Raw genomic sequence first — 21866 nt, forward strand, 5'->3', positions numbered from 1 at the left:
CGGCCGGCCTATCCACCGCTGCCGGGCATCGCTCCGGTGTCGGAGAGCTCGCGGGCGACGTCGACGAGCTTGCGGTTCTTCTCCTGCGACACCTGGGACAGCACCTCGAACGCCTGGTCGGCTGTGAGCCGGTAGCGCTCCATGAGGATGCCCTTTGCCTGCCCGATGAGGTCGCGGTTGCTCATCCCGACGCGCAGGTGCTCCTCGTGCTCGGCGCCGGCCAGCGCGACAGCGGCGTGGCCGGCGAACATCTGCCCGATCTCCTGGCACTCGTCGCCGAAGGCTCCCGGGATCCGTGAGAACAGGTTCATGGCACCGAGCTGATCGCCCACCACGAAGAGCTGGAAGCAGATCATGCTGCGGATGCCCTGGTCGGCGGCCTCCGCCGCGAATTCACGCCAGCGGTCCTCGGTACGCATGTCGTCGACCCGGACGACCTCGTTCTCCCAGATGGCGTCCATGCAGGGGCCCTGCCCGAGCCGCTGCTGCAGCGCGTCCAGCTGCCGTGGCAGCTCACTGGTCGCTGCCCGCGGCTCGACCTTCCTGCGGCCGATCACGTAGCTGATGCTGCACTCTTCGGCGTTGGGCACCGTAGCCACCGCCGCCGCGGTGATCGCCTGCAGCGTGGCCTCGACATCGCCGTGTTCCTCCTGGAGCTGACGGGCGACCCGGCTCATGGCATCTCCGAGGTGACGCCTCGGGTCCGCGACCAGCTCGTTGTCGGTCATGGATGGACCCTAGTGCCGACCGGCTGCTCGAGAGCCGCGCGTTGCGGCTGATCACCGGCGGCGCGAGCCCGTCCCGTCGCGGTTGGCCGGGCGACCACGGGGCACTCTGCCGGGCACCCCCTGTGAGCCGGTCCCGGGGAGCCGCAGCGGCCACGTCCCGCCAGTCCAAGTCCGGGCTGGCGGGGCCGCCACGACCCGCAGCCAGGAGCGGCGCGGGGGTGTCGTCCCCGCCTGCACGTGCGGGTACGGTGACGGCTGTACCGCTTCGGCGGTTTCTGTGGGTCATACAGCGGCCTAGGGAGTTCTGCGCCGTCTTCATCCGGCGCACTCCGGACCAGGGCGGAGCCCTGGGTAGCCGGACCCGACTGGCAGGGCCCGCAGTGAGTATCGACGACCCCTCCGTCCAGCGACCCTCCGTGGACCCGCGCGATGCCTTCGCCCAGCTCGGGCGGATCTCCTTCGAGGACACCTCGATGCACGAGCTGCTGCAGCGGGTGGCCGAGCTGTCCAAGCAGGTGATCCCGGGGGTCGCCGAGGCCTCGGTGAGCCTCATCGCCGACGACAAGCCGACCACGCCGGCCTTCACCGGGCAGCTCGCGATCGACCTGGACGAGTCGCAGTACGCCCGCGGCTACGGCCCCTGCCTGGAGGCCGCGGTCGGGCAGGAGATCCGGGAGATCACCGACGCGCGCACGGAGACGCGCTGGCCCGAGTACACGCCGGTCTGCGTCGAGCGTGGCTCGCTGAGCTCGCTGTCGGTACCGGTGCCGGTACGGGAGAACATCCAGGCAGCGCTGAACCTGTACGGGCGGCAGGCCCACGCGTTCGACGCCACTTCGCAGGCGACCGGCCGGGAGTTCGCCGCCTACGTGGCCGTCGCGGTCCGGAACATGCACCTGTACGAGACCACGCGCGAGTGGGCGACCAACCTGGACGCGGCGATGCGGAGCCGGGCGGTCATCGAGCAGGCCAAGGGCATCCTGATGAGCCAGCGGCGCTGCGACGCGGCGGAGGCGTTCAGCCTCCTGGCGGAGGCCTCACAGCGGTCGAACCGCAAGCTGCGCGACATCGCCGCGTCGCTCGTCGCCGGCGTCAGCGGTGCGCCCGCCCCGCCGGGGGCGACGGCGGGTCCTGAGCCGGGGGCACGGCCCGGGTCGTGGGGCCGCTAGCGTTGCTGCGGTGCACCGGCCCTGGCTGACCGCGGGATTCGTGGCCGCCGCCCTCGGTGTGGTCGCGTTGACGTTCGGCCCTTCCCCCGCGGACCTGCTGTTCACCCTCACCCAGTCCGTGCCCGGGCTCGACGAGCTCTCGTCCACGACCGTCGAGATGGCCGCCAACGTGCTGCTGTTCGTGCCCGTCGCGCTGCTCCTCGCCGCCGCGGCCCCGCGGCTGTCCGGGGTGCTCGTCTGGCTGCTCTGCACCGCGGCCTCGGCAGGGGTGGAGGCGGCGCAGCTGGTCCTGCCCGGTCGGCAGACCAGCGTCCGGGACGTCGTCCTCAATTCCGCGGGCGCCGCGATCGGCGTGCTGCTGCACGCCCTGGTCGGCCGCCGGCGGTCGCGTTCACCCGGTCGAGCCCGCCGTTGATCCACCTCGGCCCGCAGCCACTACCGTGGCTGACCGACCGACCGGAGGGCAGACATGCGGGACGACGTGCAGCTGGACCGACCGCCGCGCGTCGTCCCCCCGGTGCTGATGTACCACTCGGTCAGCCCGGCGACGACCCCCGACCCGAACCTGCTGCGGGTGCACCCCGACCGGCTGGACGCCCAGCTGCGCGCGCTGGCCAGGATGGGGCTGCGCGGGGTCTCCCTGCGCGAGCTGGTCGAGGCGCGTGACGGCGGTGAGGGCGCCCGGATGGTCGCCCTCACCTTCGACGACGGGTACCGCGACTTCCTCGAGCACGCCGTGCCCGTCCTCGACCGGCACGGCATGACCGGCACCGTCTACGTCGTCGCCGGCCGGCTGGGCGGCGAGAACGACTGGGACGAAGGGCCGCGCCTGCCCCTGATGGACGCCGACGAGGTGCGGGCCGTGGCGGCCGCCGGTCACGAGGTGGGCAGCCACTCCTCCAGCCACGCCCATCTCGCCGGTCTGGACCCGGCCGCGCTCCGCGAGGAGGTGGCCGGCAGCCGCCTCGCGCTGGAAGAGGTGCTGGGCCGGCCGGTGCCGGGGTTCTGCTACCCGTACGGCGACTTCGACGCGGCGGCGGCGCAGGCCGCCCGGGACGCCGGCTACGACCACGCCTGCGTGACCCGGGACTACTCGGTCGCCGACCGGTTCACCATCCCGCGCTTCTACGTCGGCCAGCGCGACAACGGCCCCCGCCTGGCGGCGAAGCTGGGCCGTCACCTGCTTGCCCGCACCCGCGTGCGATGAAGGTGCTGCACGTCATCACCGGGCTGGCGGCCGGCGGCGCGGAGGTCCAGCTGCGCCTGCTGCTGCAGCACACCCGGCACGACGCCGACGTCGTGGCGCTGTACAACGCCGGCTCGGTGGCCGAGCAGTTGCGTGCGGACGGCGTGCGGGTCACCGATCTCGGCATGCGCAGCAACACCCAGGTCGGCGCGGTGCTTCGGCTGGCCCGCCTCGTCCGCCGCGGCCGCTACGACGTCGTGCACACCCACCTGTTCCGCGCCGGCCTGTACGGCCGGCTCGCCGCACGGCTGGCCCGGGTGCCGGTGGTCGTGGCCACCGAGCACTCGCTGCTGGACGACCAGTTGGAGGGGCGGCCGGCCACCCGCGCCGTGCGGACGCTCTACCTGGCGGCCGAGCGGCTGGGGCAGCGGACGGTGGCGGTCTCGGCGGCGGTCCGGGACAACCTGCTCCGCTGGGGCGTCGCCGCCGACCGCGTCGTCACCGTGCCCAACGGCCTGGACGTCGACGCGCTGGCGTTCGACCCCGCGGCCCGCACCGCGGTGCGGGCCGACCTCGGGATCCCTGCGGACGCGCAGGTGGTCGGCGGGGTGGGGCGGCTGCACCCCGGCAAGCGGTTCGACCTCCTGCTGGACGCGCTCGCCCCCACGCTCGGGCCGCACCGGCACCTGCTGGTCGTCGGCGAGGGCGAGCAGCGGGAGGCGCTGACCGCCCTCGCCCGCGACCGCGGCGTCGCCCCGTGGGTGCACCTGCCCGGGGAGCGCCCGGTCGCGGACCATCTCTCGGCGATGGACGTCCTCGCCTCGCCGTCGCGGTACGAGACGTTCGGACTGGCCGTGCTGGAAGCGCTCGCGAACGGCCTACCGGTGGTCTACCGCCGCTGCCCCGCACTCGACGAGCTCGGCGAGCGGGTGCCCGGCGCCCACCAGGCCACGGACGACGACCTGCGACCCCTGGTCGACGAGGTCCTCGGCCGGCCGGCGCAACCGCGCCTGCTGCCGGCGGAGCTGCGCCGGCTGGACGTGCGGACCGTGGCGGCACGGGTCGACGACGTCTACGAGAGCCCGTCCCGAGGCCGACGGCGCGGGCGATGACCCTCGAGGAGGACCGGGCCACGAGCGCGGGGGGAACCGCTAGCGGGGCCGCCGACGCTGCCCGGCTGCCGTCTCTCCCGCGGCGCCTGGCCTTCGTCCGGCTGGCCCTCGCGGGACAGGTCCTGACCTTCGCCGCCATGGTCGTCCCGATCCTGCTGAGGCGGTCGGACCAGGTCCTGATCCTGGTGTTCGCCTCGGCGATCACGGTGCTGCTGACCAACGCGGCGATGCTGGCCTACCCGTTCCTCTACCCGGTGGTCCGGGGACCCCGCATGGCCCGGGTGGCCACCGTCTGGTCGCTGGTCTCGCTGGCCGTGGTCTCCGCGGCGGTCGTGCTGGCCACGCCCCTGGAACCGGTCCTCGACCTGCCGTCGGGCACCTTCCTGGCCGCCGCCGTCCTCACCGGGACCCTGGGCCTCTACGACATGAGCGTGACGCGGGTCGTGCGGGCCGACGACACCACCGGCATCGGGCTGGCCCGCCTGTACTACGGCGTGGCCGTGCTGGCCTTCACGCTCGTCACCAGCATCGGCCCCTTCGGCCCGCTGGCCCTGACCTTCGGCACGAGCCTCGCCTACGTCGTCGCCGCCGCCGGCCTGGCGGTGCGCCGTCAGCACTGGGGGCCGCCGCTCCCCCGGGCCTCGCGGTCGACCCGCCGTCGGCTGCGGCGGGCCTACCTGGCCCGCAGCGCGAGCCCCGCCGTCGCCAGCCTGGCCGGGGGCTGGACGGTCTTCCTCCCCGGCCTGGCCATCCCCGGGCTGGGGGCGGCCGCCGAGCCGTGGGCCATCGTCAGCCGCATCTGCGGCGGCTTCGCCACGGTGCTGTACACGATCGTGGCCCCGCCGTTCGAGGCCCGGCTCAGCCAGGCGGTGCGCGAGCGGAGGCCTGCGGAGTTCGCTGCCGCCCGCCGCCGGGCCCTCCTGCTGAGCACGGCGGTGGCGGTGCTGGCCGTCGTCACCGGCCTGGCGCTCGCGGCGTACGCGACCGAGCGGGACGAGGTCGCCGGGTGGTTCCTGCCGCTGGCCGTGGCCACCCTGCTGTTCTGGGGCCCGCTCCTCGCCGGGGCCACGATCAACCGGCTGCCGAACTTCCTCGGGCGCGACCGGTCGCGGCTCTACTGGGACGCCGGCCGGGCCGTGCTCGTCACCGGCGCGTTCCTCGCCACGTCGGGGGTGACCCGGCTGGTCGTGATGGGCGCCGTGCTGACCGTCTCGGCCGTCCTGCTGCTTCCGATGAGCCGGTGGCGGACGGACCGGCCGCAGTCCTGAAGGCCGGTCAGCCGCGGATGCGCCGCACGGCGCGGTCGCGGAGCTCCCGCACCCAGGGCGCCTGCTCCTTGACCCGCCGCACCGCCGCCGCACGGGCCCGGACGAGCGCTCCGTAGGCCAGGCCACCCGGTCCGGGCCGGGACAGCAGCACCCGCTCCTGGACGACCGGCTCGGGCCGCCACCGGAACTTGTAGTCCTCGAGCCCGCGCAGCATCGAGTACCGCTCGGCGCCCCGCTGCACGGCCAGTCCGGCGTCGTGCTCCACGAGCAGCGCCGCGGTGTCCATGTCCTGGCGCAGCTGCGGCGAGATGCCGGCCAGGTAGTAGGAGACGGTGTCGTGGCCGAGCAGGAGGATCTGCTCCACCCGGACCTCCCCGGCCGAGCTGTACTCCGCCAGCACGGCCGTCCCGTCGTCGACCATGCGCGTCAGCGCCGTCACCAGGTGGTCGCGGAAGCGCTCCGTGCGGTGCTCGGGCGTGCCGCCGCGACCGGCCCACTGCTCCTCGTGCAGCCGGAGCAGCCGGCCCACCGCCTGCGGGACCTCGTCGGCAGGCACGTTCCGGACCTCGATGCCGGCCTGCTCGACCTTGCGGAGCTTCCGCCGCATGGTCTTCGCGGTCCGGGGCGGCATCCGGTCGAGCAGGTCCGGCAGCGGGAGGGCGGGCAGCTCCAGAACCGTCGAGGCCGGCAGCCGGCTCGCCCGTCCCGGCCAGGTGTCCGCCCATGCCCGGGCGACGGCGTCCGGCCGGACGTCGGGCAGGTCGATGACCTGCCACCCGGGCTCGGCGAGCAGCACCCGGCCGAGCGCATCGAGCGCGCCGGGCTCGTCGGCCGCGACGAGCACGTCGGTGTGGTCGCTGATCGCTCCTCCCAGGGGGGCGAGGACCCGCCAGGGACCGCGGCGGTCGCGGAAGAGGGGTGCCGCGGCCACGAGCCGGGCCTCGCGCCGGACCTCGGCGACGAACAGCTCACCCGCCGGCACGTAGGCGCGGGCCCAGGCGCTGACCCACGCGTGCGTCTGGAACGGGGTCGCACGAGGCGAGACGGCGTACAGCCGGTCCCACTCGTCCGCGAGCGCCGCCAGCTCCGCGTGGGTGCGGAGGACGCGTGCCTCCAGCCGGTCCACGGAGGGCAGGCTAGCCGCGTAGCCCACCGGCTCGTCCGGCGGTCCGGTCAGTCGCGCCGGCCGGTCATCGCCTCGCGCAGCGCGACCTCGCTCTCCGTGCCTGCGATGGAGAACCCGTCGTCGGGGTCGTCGAGGGTGGTGTAGACGGTGAAGCCCCGCAGCCACTCCCAGCTGGCCGCCAGCCGGAGGGCCTCCGTCAGGTACTCGGCCCGCCGCGGTTCCGGCACGAAGTAGAACGTCCCCGGGGTGGTGCTGTACCCGAACTCCCCGACGACGACGTCGCGCCAGATCCCCTCGTCCTCGGCGACCTGCGCGCGCAGCCGCTCGATGCCGCGGAAGGTCATGTCCTTGGTGCCCGTCGCGGTCTGCACGTCGGCGGATCCCGCGGACCGGCCGGGGTCGAAGCCCCTGCTCTCGTCACCGGCATAGGGGTGCACGCCGAGCTGGTCGTAGAAGAACCGGTTCTCCGCGTTGCCGCCGCGCTCCACCAGGGCCGCGGTGAGCCGGCTCATGTAGCCCAGGTCGTTGTTGCTCAGCACGCCGCCGATGATCTGGGCGTCCGGCTCGACCGCCTCCACCGCCTCCCACACGGCCTTGAGCAGGTCCGCGTAGGCCGCCGGGTCGGGCCCCTGCTGCCAGAAGGGCTCGTAGTTCGGCTCGTTCCAGACCTCGTAGCCGGCGACGTCGGTGCCGAAGCGGGCGACCAGCTGGGCGAAGAGGTCGGCCCAGCGGAGGGCATCGGCGCCCTCCGGCCCGAACCACCGCCCGCGCTCGTCCATCCACACCGGCGTGCTGTTGACGTGCAGGTTGACGGCCAGCCCGAGCTCGCCGGCGCGCGCGACCACGGGCTCCAGCGGCGCGGTGTCGCACTGCGGCGTGGTGCACAGCCAGCGCAGGTCGGCGGTGACCTGGATGCCCGCGGCGCCCTGGTCGGCCGCCGCCTCGACGTCGGCCATCGCGGTCTCCAGCGTCTGCCGGCGGCCTCCGGGCAGGTCGCCGGCGACCGGCACGACGCTCAGGAAGATCCCCGTCGACACGGGTGGGTCGGGCACGTCCGCCACCGGGTCCTGCCGCACCGTCACCACCACCGCGACCAGGGTCAGGGCCAGCAGGAGCCCCGCTGTCCACCACACCATCCGGGGTGTCGGGCGCACAGCACGGTGTCGGCCGGTCACCCGCACGGGGGAGAACCTCCTGGACGCCTCGCCCGCGCCCCGGATGGGTGCGATTCGACTGCCATCATGACCACAGTTCGCCAGGTGGCGCCGTCGGCCCCGCTGGAACCCCGTCGCGAGGAGGAGGGACGACCGTGGCCCCGACCCGCCGTTTCCTCGCGCGACCGAGCACCTGGCTGGCCGCGGCTCTGCTGAGCACCTCCCTCCAGAGCGCGTCCGGGCCGGACGGCCCGCCGGTCTCCGTCAGCGACCTGGTCGTGGCGGTGGCGGTGGTCCTGGCCGGGCGCGAGCTGCTCCACGGCGAGGGCCGCGCGCGGGCGCGGTCGGTACCGGCGATCGGCTTCTGGGCCCTGGGCCTGGTCAGCGCGGTCACCGCCCTGGCGGCGCAGAACTTCCCCGACAACGTCGTCGGCGGCGTCCGGTTCGTCCAGCTCTTCTGCCTCGTCCCGCTCACCGTGCTGCTGGCGGTGCGCAGCCGGACGGACGCGCAGATCCTGCTGGGCGGGCTGCTCGGGCTGGCCTTCCTGCAGGGCGGTCTCGGCGTCGTCCAGGCGGTGACCGCGACCGGCGCCGACATCGACGGCGAGTCCGTCCGGGCCGTCGGGACGTTCGGGGCCTACGACATCAGCGCGATGGCCGAGATCACCGCGCTGGGCCTCGTCGTGTGCCTCGCCCTCGGCGTGGTGCTGACCGGGCGGGCGCGCTGGTGGGCACTGGGCGGCGCGGTGTTCCTGGCCCTCCCGCTGGCCTTCTCGCTCACCCGCGGCGCCTGGGTCGCGGCGGCGGTGGCCGCGATGGTGGTGGTCAGCCGCGGCCGGCCGTTGCGGATGCTCGGCGCCCTGGTGGCGGTGGGCGCCGTGGCCGCCGGGGTGCTGCCCGTCCTGGTGGCGCGCGGCGGCGAGCTCGCCGACCGGGCGACCAGCCTGGTGGGCGGGACGCCTGACCAGTCGCTGGTCGACCGCTTCGCGCTGTGGGAGGCCGCCCGGCAGATGGCGTTCGACCATCCCCTCACCGGTGTCGGGCCGCGCGCGTTCGCCGAGCACCGCGACGCCTACGCGGACCTCTCCCTGCTCGGGTCGAGCGACATCGCCTTCGGTGGGGACTTCGAGCAGGTGGCGCTCGAGTCGCCGCACAACTTCTACCTGCTGGTCGCCAGCGAGCAGGGTCTGGTGGCCGCCGGGGTCTTCGTCGTCGTCTTCCTGGTCCTGCTGGCCCGCGGGCTGGTCCGCTCGGCCCGTCCCCGCTCGGACCTGAGCACCGCGCTGGCGCTGACCGGGGCCGGGGTCCTGGCCTACCACCTGACGAGCATGCTGGCGGCGGACCTCGGCGGTCCCGGGTCGCTGTTCGTGGCCGTCGCGCTGGGCCTGGCGGGCTGGGCCGCGGCCGACCACGACCTGCCGGACGACCTGCCCGACGACCCGGTCGGCGAGCCGGCCCCGGAACCCGCACCGCAGGAACGGGTGCTCGAGGAGGTGCCGGCGTGAGCGCACCGGTTCCCGGCGCGACCGGACGGTTGCCGGACTCCGGGGTGGCCCGCCGGCGCTGGTGGTGGGTGCCGGCCTGCGCGGTCGCGGGGCTCGTCGTGGGCCTCGTGCTGGGGTTCGCGCAGTCCCCCACCTACGAGTCGACGGCCTACCTGACGGTCACGGCGGACGACGTCGACGACCCGAACAGCGTCGCGCGCAGCACGCAGGCGCTCGCCCGGCTGGCGACGTCGCCGAGCATCGTCGGTGAACCGCTGCGGGAGGCCGGCCTGGCCGAGCAGGCGGACGATCCCCGGCTGTTCGTGCGGGTCCAGGCCGCTCCGGACGCGCCCCTCATCAGCGTCACCGGGACGTCGGACGACCCGCGCACCGCTCAGCGGACGGCGGACGTGGTGAGCCGGGCGCTGGTCGGCGTCGACGCCTTCGACCCCTACGACGTGACCACCATCGGGCCGGCGCTCCTGCCGGACGACCCGACCACACCCGGCTGGCTGCTCCCCGCGGGCGGCGCGGGCATCGGGGCCGCGGTCGCGATGGTGCTCGCCACCACGCTGCCCGGCGGCAGCAGGCGGCGGGGCGCGGTCGTGCAGGCCCCCGTCGGCGACTAGGCCGGCGTCGGCCGCGCCCTGCGCCGGGCGCGGCGGTCCACCAGCTGTGCCGCGCCCGCACCGGCGAGCAGGCCGACGACGACGGCGCCGCCCACCAGCGGGACCGTGGGGAACTGGTCCGGCGCCCCTGGGGGGCGGGCATCGGTCACCTGGTCGAGGGTGTAGCCGGAGATCGGGTGCAGATCCGACTCGGCGAGCAGCTCGGCGGCCACGGCATTGGCCCAGGCGGCCGAGGTCTCGGGATCGCCTGTGGTGGCCCGCACCGTGACCAGGGGAGCGTCGTCGTCGGACGAGCCGATGGTCAGTCCGTCGTCGAGCGCCGCCCGGCTCACGTCGAGCCGTGGAGCCATCCTGTCGCGCACGGTGTCGGAGTCGGCGATCCCCACCCAGATCGAGGTGATGGGCAGCGAGACCTCGTCGCCGGGGTCCTCGGGCAGCACGGCCACCAGCGCCTCGGACGTGTACTGCGGCGATCGCTGCGCCTCGTAGGCCAGCACCCCGGCGCCGAGCGCCACCGCGCCGAGCAGCGGGAGCACCACGTACGCCGACCGGGAGGTCCGGCGGCGGGACGACCACGCAGCAGGTGCCGGTGCGCGCCGGTCCGCCGCGGTGGGCAGGGCTGCGGCCGGACTGCGGGTCCCGGCGGCCGTCGGCGGAGCGGCCTGTGCGGGAGCCGTGACCGGGGCCTCCTGCTGCGCCTCCTGCTGGGCCGCCTCGGACCGGGCCTGCGACCCGCCCTTGCTCTTCACCCGACCCAGCCTAGGGCGGTGTCCGCCCAGGTCAGGTCCGGGTGCCCGATCGGGTGACGCGTGCGCCGCCCCGGAGGCGACGACTGCGGGGCACACAGCGCTACGAACAGTCACATCTAGCTCTGTCACACCGGGTGACGACGGGCCGTAGGACCTCGACTCCAGGCCGTGTGGTCGGTCACTCCGCGAAGGGTGACGGGGACTGTGCGGCGCCGCGCCCCCATGATGGCCGAAAGATGCAGGTCACGAGGCACCTGCCGGGCGTGGGAAGGGGCGTGCGATGAGCAGTGGCCCGTTCCCACGGTCGCCGCACACCGCCCCTCACGGCAGCCGTCGGGGTGCCGGCCTGTCCTGGTCCGCACGGTTGGGGCTCGCCGTCCTCGCTCTCGTGGGCTTCGCCGTGCTCCTCACCGCCCTGTCGTCCGAGGCACACGCCGGCAACGACGACCGCGGGAGGTCCGCCGGCGCTCCGGGCCGCGTCCAGCACGCGGCCGAGCCGACGCCCGAACCCCCTCCCTCGGAGCCGATCGGCCCCGATGCGCCACCGGCGTCCGAGCCCGACGCTCCCCCGGCCACCGGAGCCGGCGGCGCGAGCGGCGGCGACGGCGAAGGCGGCTGGAACGGCGGCGGGGGGAACGGCGGCGGGGGGAACGGCGGCACCGGCGGCGGGGGGAACGACGGCGGCAGCGCTTCCGGCGGTGACGGCGCCGGACCGGGCGACGTCCCGCGGGAGCCGGTCGTCGTGGAGCCAGGGTCACGCCCTCCGCCTCCGCCCCCTCCCGCCGCAGGCACCGGCGCCGAACCGCAGGCCCCCGCCCGCAGCACGGCGAAGACCCCCACCGCCCCGGTCGGCAAGACGGTGACGACACAGCCGCTCGACGTCGCCGACCAGGCAGCGGCCCCGCCCGCCGACGATGCCGATGAGGCCCCTCCCGGCATCTCCGCGAAGAAGGCGGTCGCCAAGACGGCGGTCGCCAAGACGGCCGCTGCCCAGCCCTCCCGTGCGCCCGCACCCGAGACCCGGGCGGAGCCGGCTCCCCGGCCCGTCCCGCACCTCGAGGACCCGACGTGCGAGGGGGACGGGCTCGTGGACGGGTCGGGCGGGCGCGCGACCTCCGTCCCGACGTCCCCGCCGACATCCCGATCCTCCGGCACCCCTCCGGACGCGACGCTTCCGTCGCCGCCGGTCGATCCGCCGGCACCCGTCGTCCCGCCGGCCCCCTCGCCGCCCGCCGCGCCCGCGCCGTTCCACGCGCCGGCCGGCTCGTGCGGTGTTGCCGCGTTCGGAGCCGCGACGGGCGGCGCGCACGACGGGCACCACTCCCCGCTCGTCGTGCTCGGCGACGCGGTGACCGCTTCGCTCGCCCGCGAGTCCGCCCGCGCCGTGTCGGGCACCGCCGGTCATGTCGTCAGCCGCGCCGACGACGCGGGCGACCGCCCGGACTGACCGCGATCCTCGACTGACCGGCGCCTCTGCGCGCGCCGGGACCTCCGCACCACCGTGGCACGCCCGGCGTGCCCATCAGCCGGACCACCGCGTCCGCAGCTCACCCGCTCGTCCAGCGCTCGATGCCGAGGACTCCCTGCGATGACCAAGAGCCTGAAATCCCTGCAACCACGCGCAGAGGCCTTTCCGCTGACCGGGGCGGAGGCGCCGCCGCGCGTCGCTCCGCCGTCCGTCACGCCGCTCGACTGGGCGCAGATGACCGACCCCGTCCCGGCGACGCCCCGGCGCTGGGCGCGGATCACCCGCTTCAGCGTCCGGCCTCTCCTGGTGACCCTCGACCTGGCCGCGGTCGCCGTCGGCGTCGTGCTGCTCGAGCTGGTTGTCGGCGGCCTCGGGTTCAGCACCCCGGCGGTCAAGACGCTGTGCTTCGGCGCCTTCTTCCTCCTGGGCCTGTGGGCCGGTGGCCTCTACCGGTCGCGGCTGTCGCTGTCGGCCCTCGACGACCTGCCCTCGCTGGGGGGCCGGGCCCTCGCCGCGGCCGCGCTCTCCGCCGTCGCGCAGATTGCCTGGGCGGAGCTGACGTCCGGCGTCTACGAGGTGAACTGGTCCTACCTCGGCGGCGCGATGATCGTGACCGTCGTCCTCGTGCTGTTCCGGGCGGCCGGCTACGCCGCCGTCCGCCGGCTGCGGACGCACCGGCTCGTCGCGCACCGGACCCTCATCCTCGGCGCCGGCCGGGTCGGCAACCAGGTCGCCGAGGTGCTGCGCGCGCACCCCGAGTACGGGCTGCACCCGATCGGCTTCCTCGACGCCGACCCGCCGGAGACCTCGCAGCCGCGCCTGCTGCCGGTGCTCGGCGGTCCGGAGGTCCTGTCGCAGGTGCTGGTGCAGGGAGGGGTGCGCACCGTGGTCGTCGCCTTCTCCTCCATGAAGGAGTCGCAGATGGTGAGCCTGATCCGCACCTGCGACCGGCTGAGCTGCGAGCTGTTCGTCGTCCCCCGGCTGTTCGAGCTGCACCAGGTGGAGAGCTCCATGGACACCGCCTGGGGGTTCCCGCTCGTGCGGCTGCGCCGGGCCACCTACCGCAGCCGGGCGTGGGCGATGAAGCGGTCGATGGACGTCCTCGTCTCCGGTCTGGCCATCGGGTTCCTCGCTCCGGTGCTGGCGCTGGTGGCCCTGGCCGTCCGGCTCGACGGGAAGGGCGGGATCCTGTTCCGCCAGGAGCGGGTCGGCGTGGACGGGCACCACTTCGAGCTGCTGAAGTTCCGGTCGCTGCGCCCGGCCACCGAGAGCGAGTCCCAGACGATGTGGAACATCGGCGAGGACCCGCGGGTGACGCGGGTCGGGCGGTTCCTGCGCAAGACCTCGCTGGACGAGCTGCCGCAGCTGTTCAACATCCTGCGCGGCGACATGAGCCTGGTCGGGCCCCGGCCGGAGCGGCCGCACTTCGTCAGCCAGTTCCGCAGCCGCTACCCGAGCTACGAGGCGCGCCACCGGGTGCCGTCGGGGCTGACCGGGTGGGCGCAGGTGCACGGGCTGCGCGGAGACACCTCGATCGCCGAGCGGGCGCGCTTCGACAACTACTACATCGAGAACTGGTCCCTCTGGCTGGACGTGAAGATCATCCTGCGCACGTTCAGCTCGGTGGTCCGGGGCGCCGGTCGGTGACGGCCGCAGCGCCGCACGGCGTCGCCGGGACCCGCGTGCTGCACGTCGTGCAGAAGTTCAGCAGCGGTGTCGGCTCGGCCATCGCGCAGTACACCCGGTCGCTGCCCGAGGTCGAGCACCACCTGCTGTCGGGCACCCCGGTGGACGGCGAGGGCGACCTGGCCGACCAGGCGGACTTCGCGAGCACCACCGAGATGACCGGCTCGCACCGGGCGAAGGTGCGGCGCGTGCGCGAGGTGGTGCGGGCGCTGCGCCCGGACGTCGTGCACGCGCACTCCAGCCACGGGGGCGTCTACGCGCGCCTCGGGGTGTCGCGCACCGGCCACCGCGTCGTCTACACCCCGCACTGCTACGCCTTCGAGCGCCGCGACGTCTCCGCGCCCGTGCGCGGCGCCTTCTGGCTGGCCGAGGCGCTGCTGGCGATCAACACCACCGCGTTCGCGGCCTGCGCCCCTCGCGAGTGGCACCTGTCCGCCTGGCCGACCCGCCGCGCACCGCGCTACCTGGTGCCGAACATCGCCCCCGACGTGGTGCCGTCCCGGCCGGCCCGCGCGGACGGCGACCTGCTCGTGGTCGGTGGCGGGCGGCTGTCCGCGCAGAAGGACCCTGCCTTCTTCCTGCGGTTCGTCGGGCGGCTGCGGACCCGCGTGCCCCACCTGCGTGCCGTGTGGCTCGGGGACGGCGACCCGGCGGGACGCGCGGCACTGGAGGCCGGGGGCGTCGAGGTCTCCGGCTGGCTCCCCCGCGCGGATGCGCTGCCGGCGCTCGCGGCGGCGGACCTGTACGTGCACTCCGCGCTGTGGGAGGGCTTCCCGCTGATGGTGGCCGAGGCGACGGCGTTGGGCGTGCCGACGCTGGTGCGCCGGCTGCCGAGCTTCGCCGACGTGCCGTCGCCGCTGACGCTGGCGGGCGAGGACGACGTGGGGAGCGCGGTGGCCTGCCTGACCGATCCGGCGGCCGCGCGGGCGAACGTGGCCCGGTGGTCGGAGCACCTGGAGCGCAACACCGCGGCCGAGCAGCGGGCCGCGCTCATCGCGGTCTACGCCGGCGGGCCGCCGTCGTCACTGGCTGCTGCCCGCCCATGACGCAGACGGCATCGACCCCGCTCGCCCTCCGATGGGAGTATCGGCACGTGTCCGTCCCGAAGAGTCTCCCGCGGCGCTCCGCCGGCCGCGCGCGCAGCGGAGCGGGGCGCCCGGCGCCGTGGCACTTGCACTGGTTCCGGTCGGCGGGCGCCGACCCGTTCAGCAGCGCGACGCTGTACCGATGCCGCTGCGGGCAGGTCCGCCCCGGCTTTTGAGCCGGCGGCTCAGGGAGCGGCCGCGCTCTCCGGCGGTGCCGCTGTTCAGTCAGTACGCTCCCGACCCGCGCCACACTGCCGCGACGGTCTTCCAGAGAATCATGAAGTCGAAGGTCAGGGACCAGTTCTCGACATAGCGGACGTCGAGGCGCACCGAGTCATCCCAGGACAGGTCCGATCGGCCGCTGAACTGCCACAGGCCGGTCAGCCCGGGCTTGACCAGGAAGCGGCGGTGCATGTCGAAGCCGTACTTCTCGACCTCGGTGGGCAGAGGGGGCCGCGGGCCGACGAGCGACATGCTTCCGCGCAGCACGTTGAGCAGTTGGGGTAGCTCGTCCAGCGAGTAGCGCCGCATGATGCGGCCGATCGGCGTCACCCGGGGGTCGTCCCTCTTCTTGAACAGGACGCCGTTGCCGTCGGTCTCCGCGGACAGGTCGTCGACCATGCGGTCGGCACCGACGACCATGCTGCGGAACTTCAGCATCGAGAAGGTCTGACCGTCGCGCCCCACCCGCTCCTGCCGGTAGAGCACCGGCCCGCGGCTGGTGGCCTTCACCGCCACGGCCAAGCCGACGAGCACCGGAATGAGGACCAGGACCCCGATACCGGCTGCCACCTTGTCGAACAGGCTTTTTCCGAGGCGGCGGATCCCTGCCAGCTCCGGGCGCTCCATGTGCATGAGGGGCAGCCCGCACACCGGTCGGATGCGAACCCGCGTCCCGACGATCTCGGTGACCGCCGGTGCCAGCAGGAGCTCGGCGTCCGTCTTCTCGAGGGCCCACCCGAGCCGGCGCAGCGCCGCTCCGTCCAATTCGGGACACGGGAGCACAGCGACCGTGTCGATCTTGTACAGCCGGACGGTGGCGGCGACAGCGGTCAGGTCTCCGAGGATCGGCAAGCCGTGGAAGGCGTCGGCCGCCGGCCGGTACTGGTGTTCCGGTAGGCAACAGCCGATGACCCGGTAGCCGTGGAAGCTCTCTCGAACCAACTGCTCGCCCAGTGCGGCAACGGCGTTGCGGTGCCCGACGAGCAACGTGGTCTGGAGGCGTTCCCCTCGTCGGCGGGCCCGGTGCAGCAACAGACGCTGCGTACACCTGTGCGCCAGCGTCAGGGAGAGAGCCATCGGGACGGCCAGCACGACGAATCCGCGTGCGACGTCGAGCCGGAAGGCCCAGGAGGCGGTCGCGAGCGTCGCCAGGAGCATCATGGCCGCGAAGAAGACCCGGCGGAACTCCTCGGCGCCCACCCAGAGGAAGCGCTCCTCGTAGGCCCGGGCGATCAGGATCGAGCCCAGCCAGACGCTCGGCAGCGCGAGACCCGCCACCGTGGACGCGGCCGGTGTCTGTGCGGGTTCCGGGCCGAAGCGCACCAGCAACGCAGACAGGCCGGCGAGCGCTGCGCAGACGAGATCACCCAGGACGAGGCGACGGACATACGACGTCCGCCAGGCGCGCCGGGCACCGGTGCTCTCTTGGCCGAGACGAGCAGCGTGCCAGGCCCATCCCAGAGCTGCAGCGTGCGACATCCCGTCCGAGCGGCTGCCGTCCGTGTCGCTGCGAACATCCAGCATCGGACTGACACCCCCGTGCGCCGGCGACGTACACCGGGTACGTCTCAGTGGCCCCGAGCCTCAGCGACCGCTCGACCGAGGTTGAGCGACCGTACTGCCTCGGCAGGCAGATGGGGAGGGGGTGGCTATCCGGCCCGGCGCCCCAGGGCGCGGTAGCTCCAGCCGGCCGCCGTCCACGCGTCGCGGTCCAGGGCGTTGCGACCGTCGAGCATGCGCTTCTGCTTCACGACCTTGCCGAAGACGACGGGGTCGAGCTCGCGGTACTGCTTCCACTCGGTGAGCAGCAGCACCGCGTCGGCGCGGTCGGCGGCCTGCTCGGCCGTGTCGGCGACGTCGAGCTGCGGCCAGCTGCGACGGATGTTGTCCCCGGCTGCCGGGTCGGTGACCTGGACGACGGCGCCCTGCAGCTGGAGCTGGGCGGCGACGTTGAGGGCCGGGGAGTCGCGGATGTCGTCACTGTCGGGCTTGAAGGCCGCACCCAGCACGGCCACCCGCTTGCCGAGCAGCGAGCCGTCGCAGACCTCGCGAGCCAGCTCCACCATGCGGATGCGGCGGCGCATGTTGATGTTGTCGACCTCGCGCAGGAACGTGAGCGCCTGGTCGGCACCCAGCTCACCGGCACGGGCCATGAAGGCGCGGATGTCCTTGGGCAGGCAACCGCCGCCGAAGCCGAGGCCGGCGTTGAGGAACTTGCGGCCGATCCGGTCGTCGTAGCCGATGGCGTCGGCCAGGAGCTTCACATCGGCTCCGGTGGCCTCGCACAGCTCGGCCATGGCGTTGATGAACGAGATCTTCGTGGCGAGGAACGAGTTCGCCGCGGTCTTCACCATCTCGGCGGTGGCGTAGTCGCTCTCCACCTTCGGGGTGCCCCGCTCGACGATGGTCGCGTAGACCTCGTCGAGCAGCGCCCGCGCGGTGGCGCCGTCCGGGCCCGAGGGGAGGCCGTAGACCAGTCGGTCGGGGTGCAGCGTGTCCTGGACGGCGAAGCCTTCGCGCAGGAACTCCGGGTTCCACGCCAGCAGGGCGCCCGGGACCTTGCTCGCGACGAGATCGGCGAGCCCTGCCGCGGTACCGACGGGGACCGTGGACTTGCCGACGACGAGCTCCCCCGGCGCGAGGACGGCGAGCAGGGACTCGACAGCGCCCTGCACGTACCGCATGTCCGCGGCGTACTCGCCGCGCTTCTGCGGGGTGCCCACGCAGACGAAGTGGACCGAGGACCCGGCCGCGTCCGCGAAGTCAGTGGTGAAGCGCAGCCGCCCCGTCGCCAGGGTGCGCTCGAGCAGCTCCTCGAAGCCGGGCTCGTAGAAGGGGGCCTTGGCGTCGGCGAGCATCGCGATCTTCGGGGCGTCGACGTCGATCCCGACGACCTCGTGACCCAGTTCGGCCATCGACGCCGCGTGGACGGCGCCCAGGTAGCCACAACCGATGACCGAGATCTTCACGCGTGCTCCGCTTCTCCGGACGTACGCCACGGAGATGCCCCCCGCAGCAAGGGAACCGTAAAGGCTCGCTCGGCGCGGGGCCAGCGTCTCGTCCCGTGGTCTCACCACGACGGTGGATCCCGACCCGAGCACGTGCGTTTGCCGGCTGGGCGACCAGGGCACAACCCTGTGTGATCAGCAGGACCGTTCGTGCCCCTGTCCACCCCGGATCAATGACGATCCGGCTCGGCTAGAGGAACACTTCATGACCGCAGTGGTCGTCCTCGTCCTCGCCTGGACGTTCCTGGCACTCGCGACGGCGTTCGTCGTCGGCCACGGGATCCGGCTCGCGGACGCCTGCGTGCCGTTCCGCAGGTGCAGCGACGACAAGGAAGCGCCGGCGTACGAATCGGCCACCGGTCGCCGGCTCGTGGGCACTCACTCGTAGCTGGCGCGGAGCGGGCTCTCACCGGTCGAGGAGCCGGGACCACGCCGGATTCAGCTGCGGAACTCCCGCGCGGTGCGGTGGATGGCCAGGGGCTCCGGTAGGGCGAGCGAGTGGGCGTCCGCGGAGCGACGCAGGGCCCAAGCTGCAGGCAGCACCAGGCGCGGCGCGACACCGATCAGCACGGCCATGAGGAACGCGACACCGGCGAGCGCCTCGCCGGACTCCTCGACGTACGTGGCCACCGCGAGCCAGTCGCGCCCGTAGGAGGCGGCTTGCGAGGAGAGCGCCGACAGTCCGACCGAGGCGAAGGCGAACAGAGCGAGGACGCCCAGGACCCGACGGCGGTCGCGGCGCTCGGTGCGGCTGAGGAACCACAGACCCGCGACGACGACGGACGCCGCTGCGGCGCTGAGGAGGAGGGCGCCGACGTCGCCGGCGCCGCGGGTCAGTGCCCCGACGGCGTCGGCGTGCACCGTGCTGCCTGCCTTGACCGAGGCGATCGCCCCGCTGATGAGCGCCACCCCCATCCACCAGGCGCGGCGCCCCGGCATGCGACCGGCTCCCGCGACGGCGGCGATGGCTGCGGCGGCGAACATGGCCGCGACGAACATGCGCGGAAGTGAGTAGGCCCCGTCCATCGACATGATCTGACCGGTGGTGCCGCCGACGTCGTTCAGCCGGACGAGGTAGCCGCCTGTCTCGAGAGCGACGGCGAGCGCGGCGAGTGCGATGCCGATCGGAGGCAGGGGCACCGCCCGGCGCCGAGCACGGGGTGCGGGCGCGGATCGCGCCACGACCGGCGCGGAAGTACCGGAGTGGAGATCCGCGGTCGTCAGGACGCCCGTGGCCGCGCGGCGGTCGGCGTGGCGGATCCCCCGACCCAGGACGAGCGCCACCGGGACGGCCGCGATCGTCCACGCGACCAGTCCACCCAGCACCCACAGCCACCACACGCGCTGTTCATCGGCAGTCGGGCGGTACTACTTGACCGTGCGGTGGTCCTGGCTTCGTGCCGGTCGGCACGGCGAAGGCGCGGCCGCTGCTAGTGGGCCGGATCCCTCCTGCGGTGCAAGAAGCTCGTGGCGGCCCGGGCCAGCCGGCGCAGCGGCCTCTGCTGCCGAGCGCGCTCGTAACGGCAGGAACAGAAGCCGGGCTCCTCGAGACAGTCGTCGCACCACATGAGAGTTCCTCCGAGTCAGGTCAGGACCCGGCCGGTGTCCGGCACCGGGGCGGACCAAACCGCCGTCACTCGGACGGACTACCTCCCCTGGAGGGGGTCAGGCGCCGTCGTCCTCGGGGAGTTCCTGCTGGTCCAGCCGGTAGCGGGTGGCTCGGTCGGCGCGCTTCCGGGCCCGCGCGTCCGCCGCGACGGCGCCGAGCACCACGCCGGCGACGGCCGCGAGTGCTGCCCAGCCGATGAGCAGCCATACCCACCAGCTCATGTACGCAGCGTGGTCCACCAGTCACACAACGGCAACATCAGTCACCTGGCCGTGTGCGACGGGTCAGTCGAGGTCGGCGAGGTACTCCGTGAGGGCGGGCCGCCAGTCGCGCGGGCTGAAGCCGGCCGCGGTGATGCGGCTCAGGTCGAGCACGCTGTTCAGCGGTCGCGGCGCCGTGCCGGGCTTGTCGGCGAAGTACTTCTCGGTGCTGATCCGCGTGACGTCGTCGGCGGACCGGCCACGAGCCTGGAACACCGCAGCGGCGACGTCGGCCCAGGACACGGGCTCGCCGGCGTTGGTGAGGTTGTAGGTGCCGAAGGGCGCGCGGGTGTCCAGCAGGTGGGCGATGCCGGCGGCGAGGTCGGCGGTGAAGGTCGGGCGGCCGATCTGGTCGTCGACGACGGTGGGCGAGACGCCGCGGTCGGCCAGGCCGGCCATGGTGCGCACGAAGTTGCCGCCCTCGCCGGCCACCCAGGTGGTGCGGATCAGGTAGTGCTTGGTCACGTGCCCGGCGTGGGTGTCGCCGTCGGCCTTGCTGCGGCCGTAGACGCTCAGCGGGTTGGCCGGCCAGTCCTCGGGGTGCGGGCCGTCGTGCGTCCCGTCGAACACGTACTCGCTGGAGACGTGCACAAGGACGGCGCCGCAGGTGCGCACCGCCCGGGCGAGGTAGCCGACGGCGTCGGCGTTGACGGCCCGGACGGCGGCGTGGTTGGCCGGGTCCTCCGCTGCGTCGACCGCCGTCCAGCCGGCGGCGTTGAGGACGACGTCGACGCCGTCCCAGCGGTAGTCGCGCACGGCCGCGGGGTCGGAGACGTCGAGCTTCGACCGGTCCAGGGCGATTGCGTCGGGGAACTGCCGCTGCAGCGCCCGTCCGAGCTGGCCGTTGGCCCCGAGGATGAGGGTGGTCACTGGCCGGCGGCCGCGTACTGCGCCTCGACCGCACCCTTGAGCGGGCGCCACCACGACTCGTTCTCGCGGTACCAGTCGATGGTGGCGGCCAAGCCGTCACGGAAGTCGGTGTAGCGCGGCGTCCAGCCGAGCTCCGCGCGCAGCTTGCCGGCGTCGATGGCGTAGCGCAGGTCGTGCCCGGCGCGGTCGGTGACGGAGTCGAAGGCGTCGGCCGGCTGCCCGGTGAGCTCGAGGATGAGGCCGAGCACCTCGCGGTTGTTCTTCTCGCCGTCAGCGCCGATCAGGTAGGTCTCCCCCGCCCTGCCTCGCTCGAGGATCAGGTGCACCGCGGCGTTGTGGTCGTCGACGTGGATCCAGTCGCGGACGTTTTCCCCGGCGCCGTACAGCTTGGGGCGCAGGCCGGACAGCACGTTGGTGATCTGCCGCGGGATGAACTTCTCGACGTGCTGGTAAGGCCCGTAGTTGTTGGAGCAGTTGGAAATGGTGGCGTGGATGCCGAATGAACGCACCCAGGCGCGCACCAGCAGGTCGGAGCCGGCCTTGGTCGCCGAATAGGGGCTGCTCGGGTTGTAGGGCGTCTGGTCGGTGAACTTGGCCGGGTCGTCGAGCTCGAGGTCGCCGTAGACCTCGTCGGTGGAGATGTGGTGCAGCCGGACGCCGTGCCGGCGGACGGCCTCGAGGATCGTGAACGTGCCGACCAGGTTGGTCTGCAGGAACGGCGAGGGGTCGCGCAGCGAATTGTCGTTGTGCGACTCGGCGGCGAAGTGGAGGACGACGTCGTGCCGGGCCACGAGCTGGTCGACGAGGTCGGCGTCGGCCACCGAGCCGTGGACGAACTCGATGTCGCCGCGCACGGGGGCCAGCGAGGCCTCGTTGCCGGCGTAGGTGAGCGCGTCGAGCACGGTGACCGAGTGCTCGGGATGCTCGCGCAGCGTCTGGTGCACGAAGTTGGCACCGATGAAGCCGGCACCGCCGGTGACGAGCAAGCGCATGTCTGACAACCCTCCGCTGTTGCGCGGCAGCGCACGCTGACGCGCTCGACACGCCATTGGC

The 21866-nt window shown here is 73.8% G+C and carries 21 protein-coding genes; 11 read left to right on the forward strand and 10 right to left on the reverse strand.

From position 1 onward, the window contains the following. Positions 1–8: 8 nt before the first annotated feature. The gene (locus tag BLS70_RS12030; RefSeq protein ID WP_091767892.1) at positions 9–728 is read right to left on the reverse strand and encodes a GAF and ANTAR domain-containing protein; all 720 of its coding nucleotides are present in this window, start codon (positions 726–728) and stop codon (positions 9–11) included. Positions 729–1144: 416 nt separating this feature from the next. On the opposite strand from BLS70_RS12030, the gene BLS70_RS12035 reads away from it, so the two are divergent. Genes BLS70_RS12035 through BLS70_RS12055 form a run of 5 tightly spaced genes read left to right on the forward strand, consistent with a single transcriptional unit; the run spans position 1145 to position 5463 of the window. Further along, positions 1145–1897, forward strand: coding sequence for a GAF and ANTAR domain-containing protein (locus tag BLS70_RS12035; protein ID WP_255362422.1), 753 nt, complete (start codon positions 1145–1147; stop codon positions 1895–1897). Between the two features lie 10 nt (positions 1898–1907). Continuing rightward, positions 1908–2312 (forward strand): VanZ family protein, encoded by a 405-nt coding sequence (locus BLS70_RS12040; protein WP_176946372.1) that lies wholly within the window; start codon positions 1908–1910, stop codon positions 2310–2312. Positions 2313–2366: 54 nt separating this feature from the next. Continuing rightward, complete coding sequence (locus BLS70_RS12045) at positions 2367–3104, forward strand: polysaccharide deacetylase family protein (RefSeq protein WP_091767895.1); 738 nt, start codon at positions 2367–2369, stop codon at positions 3102–3104. After that, entirely contained in the window at positions 3101–4195 is a 1095-nt protein-coding gene (locus tag BLS70_RS12050) for a glycosyltransferase (RefSeq protein WP_091767898.1), read from the forward strand. Before BLS70_RS12045 ends, BLS70_RS12050 begins: the two co-directional genes overlap by 4 nt. Next, positions 4192–5463: a hypothetical protein gene (locus tag BLS70_RS12055; protein WP_091767901.1), complete on the forward strand. Its 1272-nt coding sequence runs from the start codon at positions 4192–4194 to the stop codon at positions 5461–5463. Before BLS70_RS12050 ends, BLS70_RS12055 begins: the two co-directional genes overlap by 4 nt. Positions 5464–5470: 7 nt before the next feature. Here the strand turns inward: BLS70_RS12055 and BLS70_RS12060 are convergent, their stop codons facing one another. Beyond that, a complete protein-coding gene (locus BLS70_RS12060; RefSeq protein ID WP_091767904.1) occupies positions 5471–6589 on the reverse strand; it encodes a GNAT family N-acetyltransferase in 1119 nt (372 codons plus the stop codon). Positions 6590–6636: 47 nt separating this feature from the next. Beyond that, positions 6637–7743: a glycoside hydrolase family protein gene (locus BLS70_RS12065; protein WP_143030398.1), complete on the reverse strand. Its 1107-nt coding sequence runs from the start codon at positions 7741–7743 to the stop codon at positions 6637–6639. Positions 7744–7898: 155 nt separating this feature from the next. On the opposite strand from BLS70_RS12065, the gene BLS70_RS12070 reads away from it, so the two are divergent. Both BLS70_RS12070 and BLS70_RS12075 read left to right on the forward strand, forming a co-directional pair. Continuing rightward, on the forward strand, positions 7899–9248 hold the full coding sequence (locus tag BLS70_RS12070) for an O-antigen ligase family protein (RefSeq protein ID WP_091767910.1): 1350 nt from the start codon (positions 7899–7901) through the stop codon (positions 9246–9248). Continuing rightward, a complete protein-coding gene (locus tag BLS70_RS12075) occupies positions 9245–9856 on the forward strand; it encodes a Wzz/FepE/Etk N-terminal domain-containing protein (protein ID WP_176946373.1) in 612 nt (203 codons plus the stop codon). The genes BLS70_RS12070 and BLS70_RS12075 overlap by 4 nt, the downstream gene beginning before the upstream one ends. On the opposite strand, the gene BLS70_RS12080 is transcribed toward BLS70_RS12075, so the two are convergent. Next, positions 9853–10605, reverse strand: coding sequence for a YveK family protein (locus BLS70_RS12080; RefSeq protein ID WP_091767912.1), 753 nt, complete (start codon positions 10603–10605; stop codon positions 9853–9855). The two genes, BLS70_RS12075 and BLS70_RS12080, sit on opposite strands and share 4 nt — an antisense overlap. A gap of 364 nt (positions 10606–10969) precedes the next feature. On the opposite strand from BLS70_RS12080, the gene BLS70_RS12085 reads away from it, so the two are divergent. The 3 genes from BLS70_RS12085 (at position 10970) to BLS70_RS12095 (ending at position 14805) form a co-directional block, all read left to right on the forward strand. Then, positions 10970–12052: a hypothetical protein gene (locus tag BLS70_RS12085; RefSeq protein WP_091767915.1), complete on the forward strand. Its 1083-nt coding sequence runs from the start codon at positions 10970–10972 to the stop codon at positions 12050–12052. 141 nt (positions 12053–12193) lie between these two features. Then, entirely contained in the window at positions 12194–13720 is a 1527-nt protein-coding gene (locus BLS70_RS12090; RefSeq protein WP_091767918.1) for a sugar transferase, read from the forward strand. Continuing rightward, entirely contained in the window at positions 13717–14805 is a 1089-nt protein-coding gene (locus BLS70_RS12095) for a glycosyltransferase (protein WP_091767921.1), read from the forward strand. Before BLS70_RS12090 ends, BLS70_RS12095 begins: the two co-directional genes overlap by 4 nt. Positions 14806–15069: 264 nt before the next feature. Here BLS70_RS12095 and BLS70_RS12100 read toward each other — a convergent pair whose 3' ends face one another. Beyond that, positions 15070–16590, reverse strand: a complete 1521-nt coding sequence (locus BLS70_RS12100; RefSeq protein ID WP_369406233.1) for a sugar transferase — start codon at positions 16588–16590, stop codon at positions 15070–15072. Positions 16591–16715: 125 nt separating this feature from the next. Beyond that, entirely contained in the window at positions 16716–18035 is a 1320-nt protein-coding gene (locus tag BLS70_RS12105) for a UDP-glucose dehydrogenase family protein (RefSeq protein WP_091767924.1), read from the reverse strand. Between the two features lie 244 nt (positions 18036–18279). Here BLS70_RS12105 and BLS70_RS12110 point away from each other — a divergent pair, with 244 nt between their 5' ends. After that, complete coding sequence (locus tag BLS70_RS12110) at positions 18280–18462, forward strand: hypothetical protein (RefSeq protein ID WP_091767927.1); 183 nt, start codon at positions 18280–18282, stop codon at positions 18460–18462. Between the two features lie 50 nt (positions 18463–18512). Here the strand turns inward: BLS70_RS12110 and BLS70_RS12115 are convergent, their stop codons facing one another. The 4 genes from BLS70_RS12115 to rfbB all read right to left on the reverse strand — a co-directional run bounded on the left by BLS70_RS12115 (position 18513) and on the right by rfbB (position 21805). Continuing rightward, positions 18513–19415: a hypothetical protein gene (locus BLS70_RS12115; protein WP_091767930.1), complete on the reverse strand. Its 903-nt coding sequence runs from the start codon at positions 19413–19415 to the stop codon at positions 18513–18515. Between the two features lie 324 nt (positions 19416–19739). After that, positions 19740–19904: a hypothetical protein gene (locus BLS70_RS20780; protein ID WP_176946374.1), complete on the reverse strand. Its 165-nt coding sequence runs from the start codon at positions 19902–19904 to the stop codon at positions 19740–19742. Positions 19905–19967: 63 nt separating this feature from the next. Then, a complete protein-coding gene (locus BLS70_RS12125; protein ID WP_176946375.1) occupies positions 19968–20813 on the reverse strand; it encodes an SDR family oxidoreductase in 846 nt (281 codons plus the stop codon). Continuing rightward, positions 20810–21805 carry a dTDP-glucose 4,6-dehydratase gene (rfbB, locus tag BLS70_RS12130; RefSeq protein ID WP_091767937.1) on the reverse strand — a complete coding sequence of 332 codons (996 nt, stop codon included), beginning with the start codon at positions 21803–21805 and terminating at the stop codon, positions 20810–20812. Before rfbB ends, BLS70_RS12125 begins: the two co-directional genes overlap by 4 nt. Positions 21806–21866 lie beyond the last annotated feature (61 nt).

Origin of the sequence: Blastococcus aurantiacus, assembly GCF_900102425.1 — a bacterium.
GTDB lineage: Bacteria > Actinomycetota > Actinomycetes > Mycobacteriales > Geodermatophilaceae > Blastococcus > Blastococcus aurantiacus.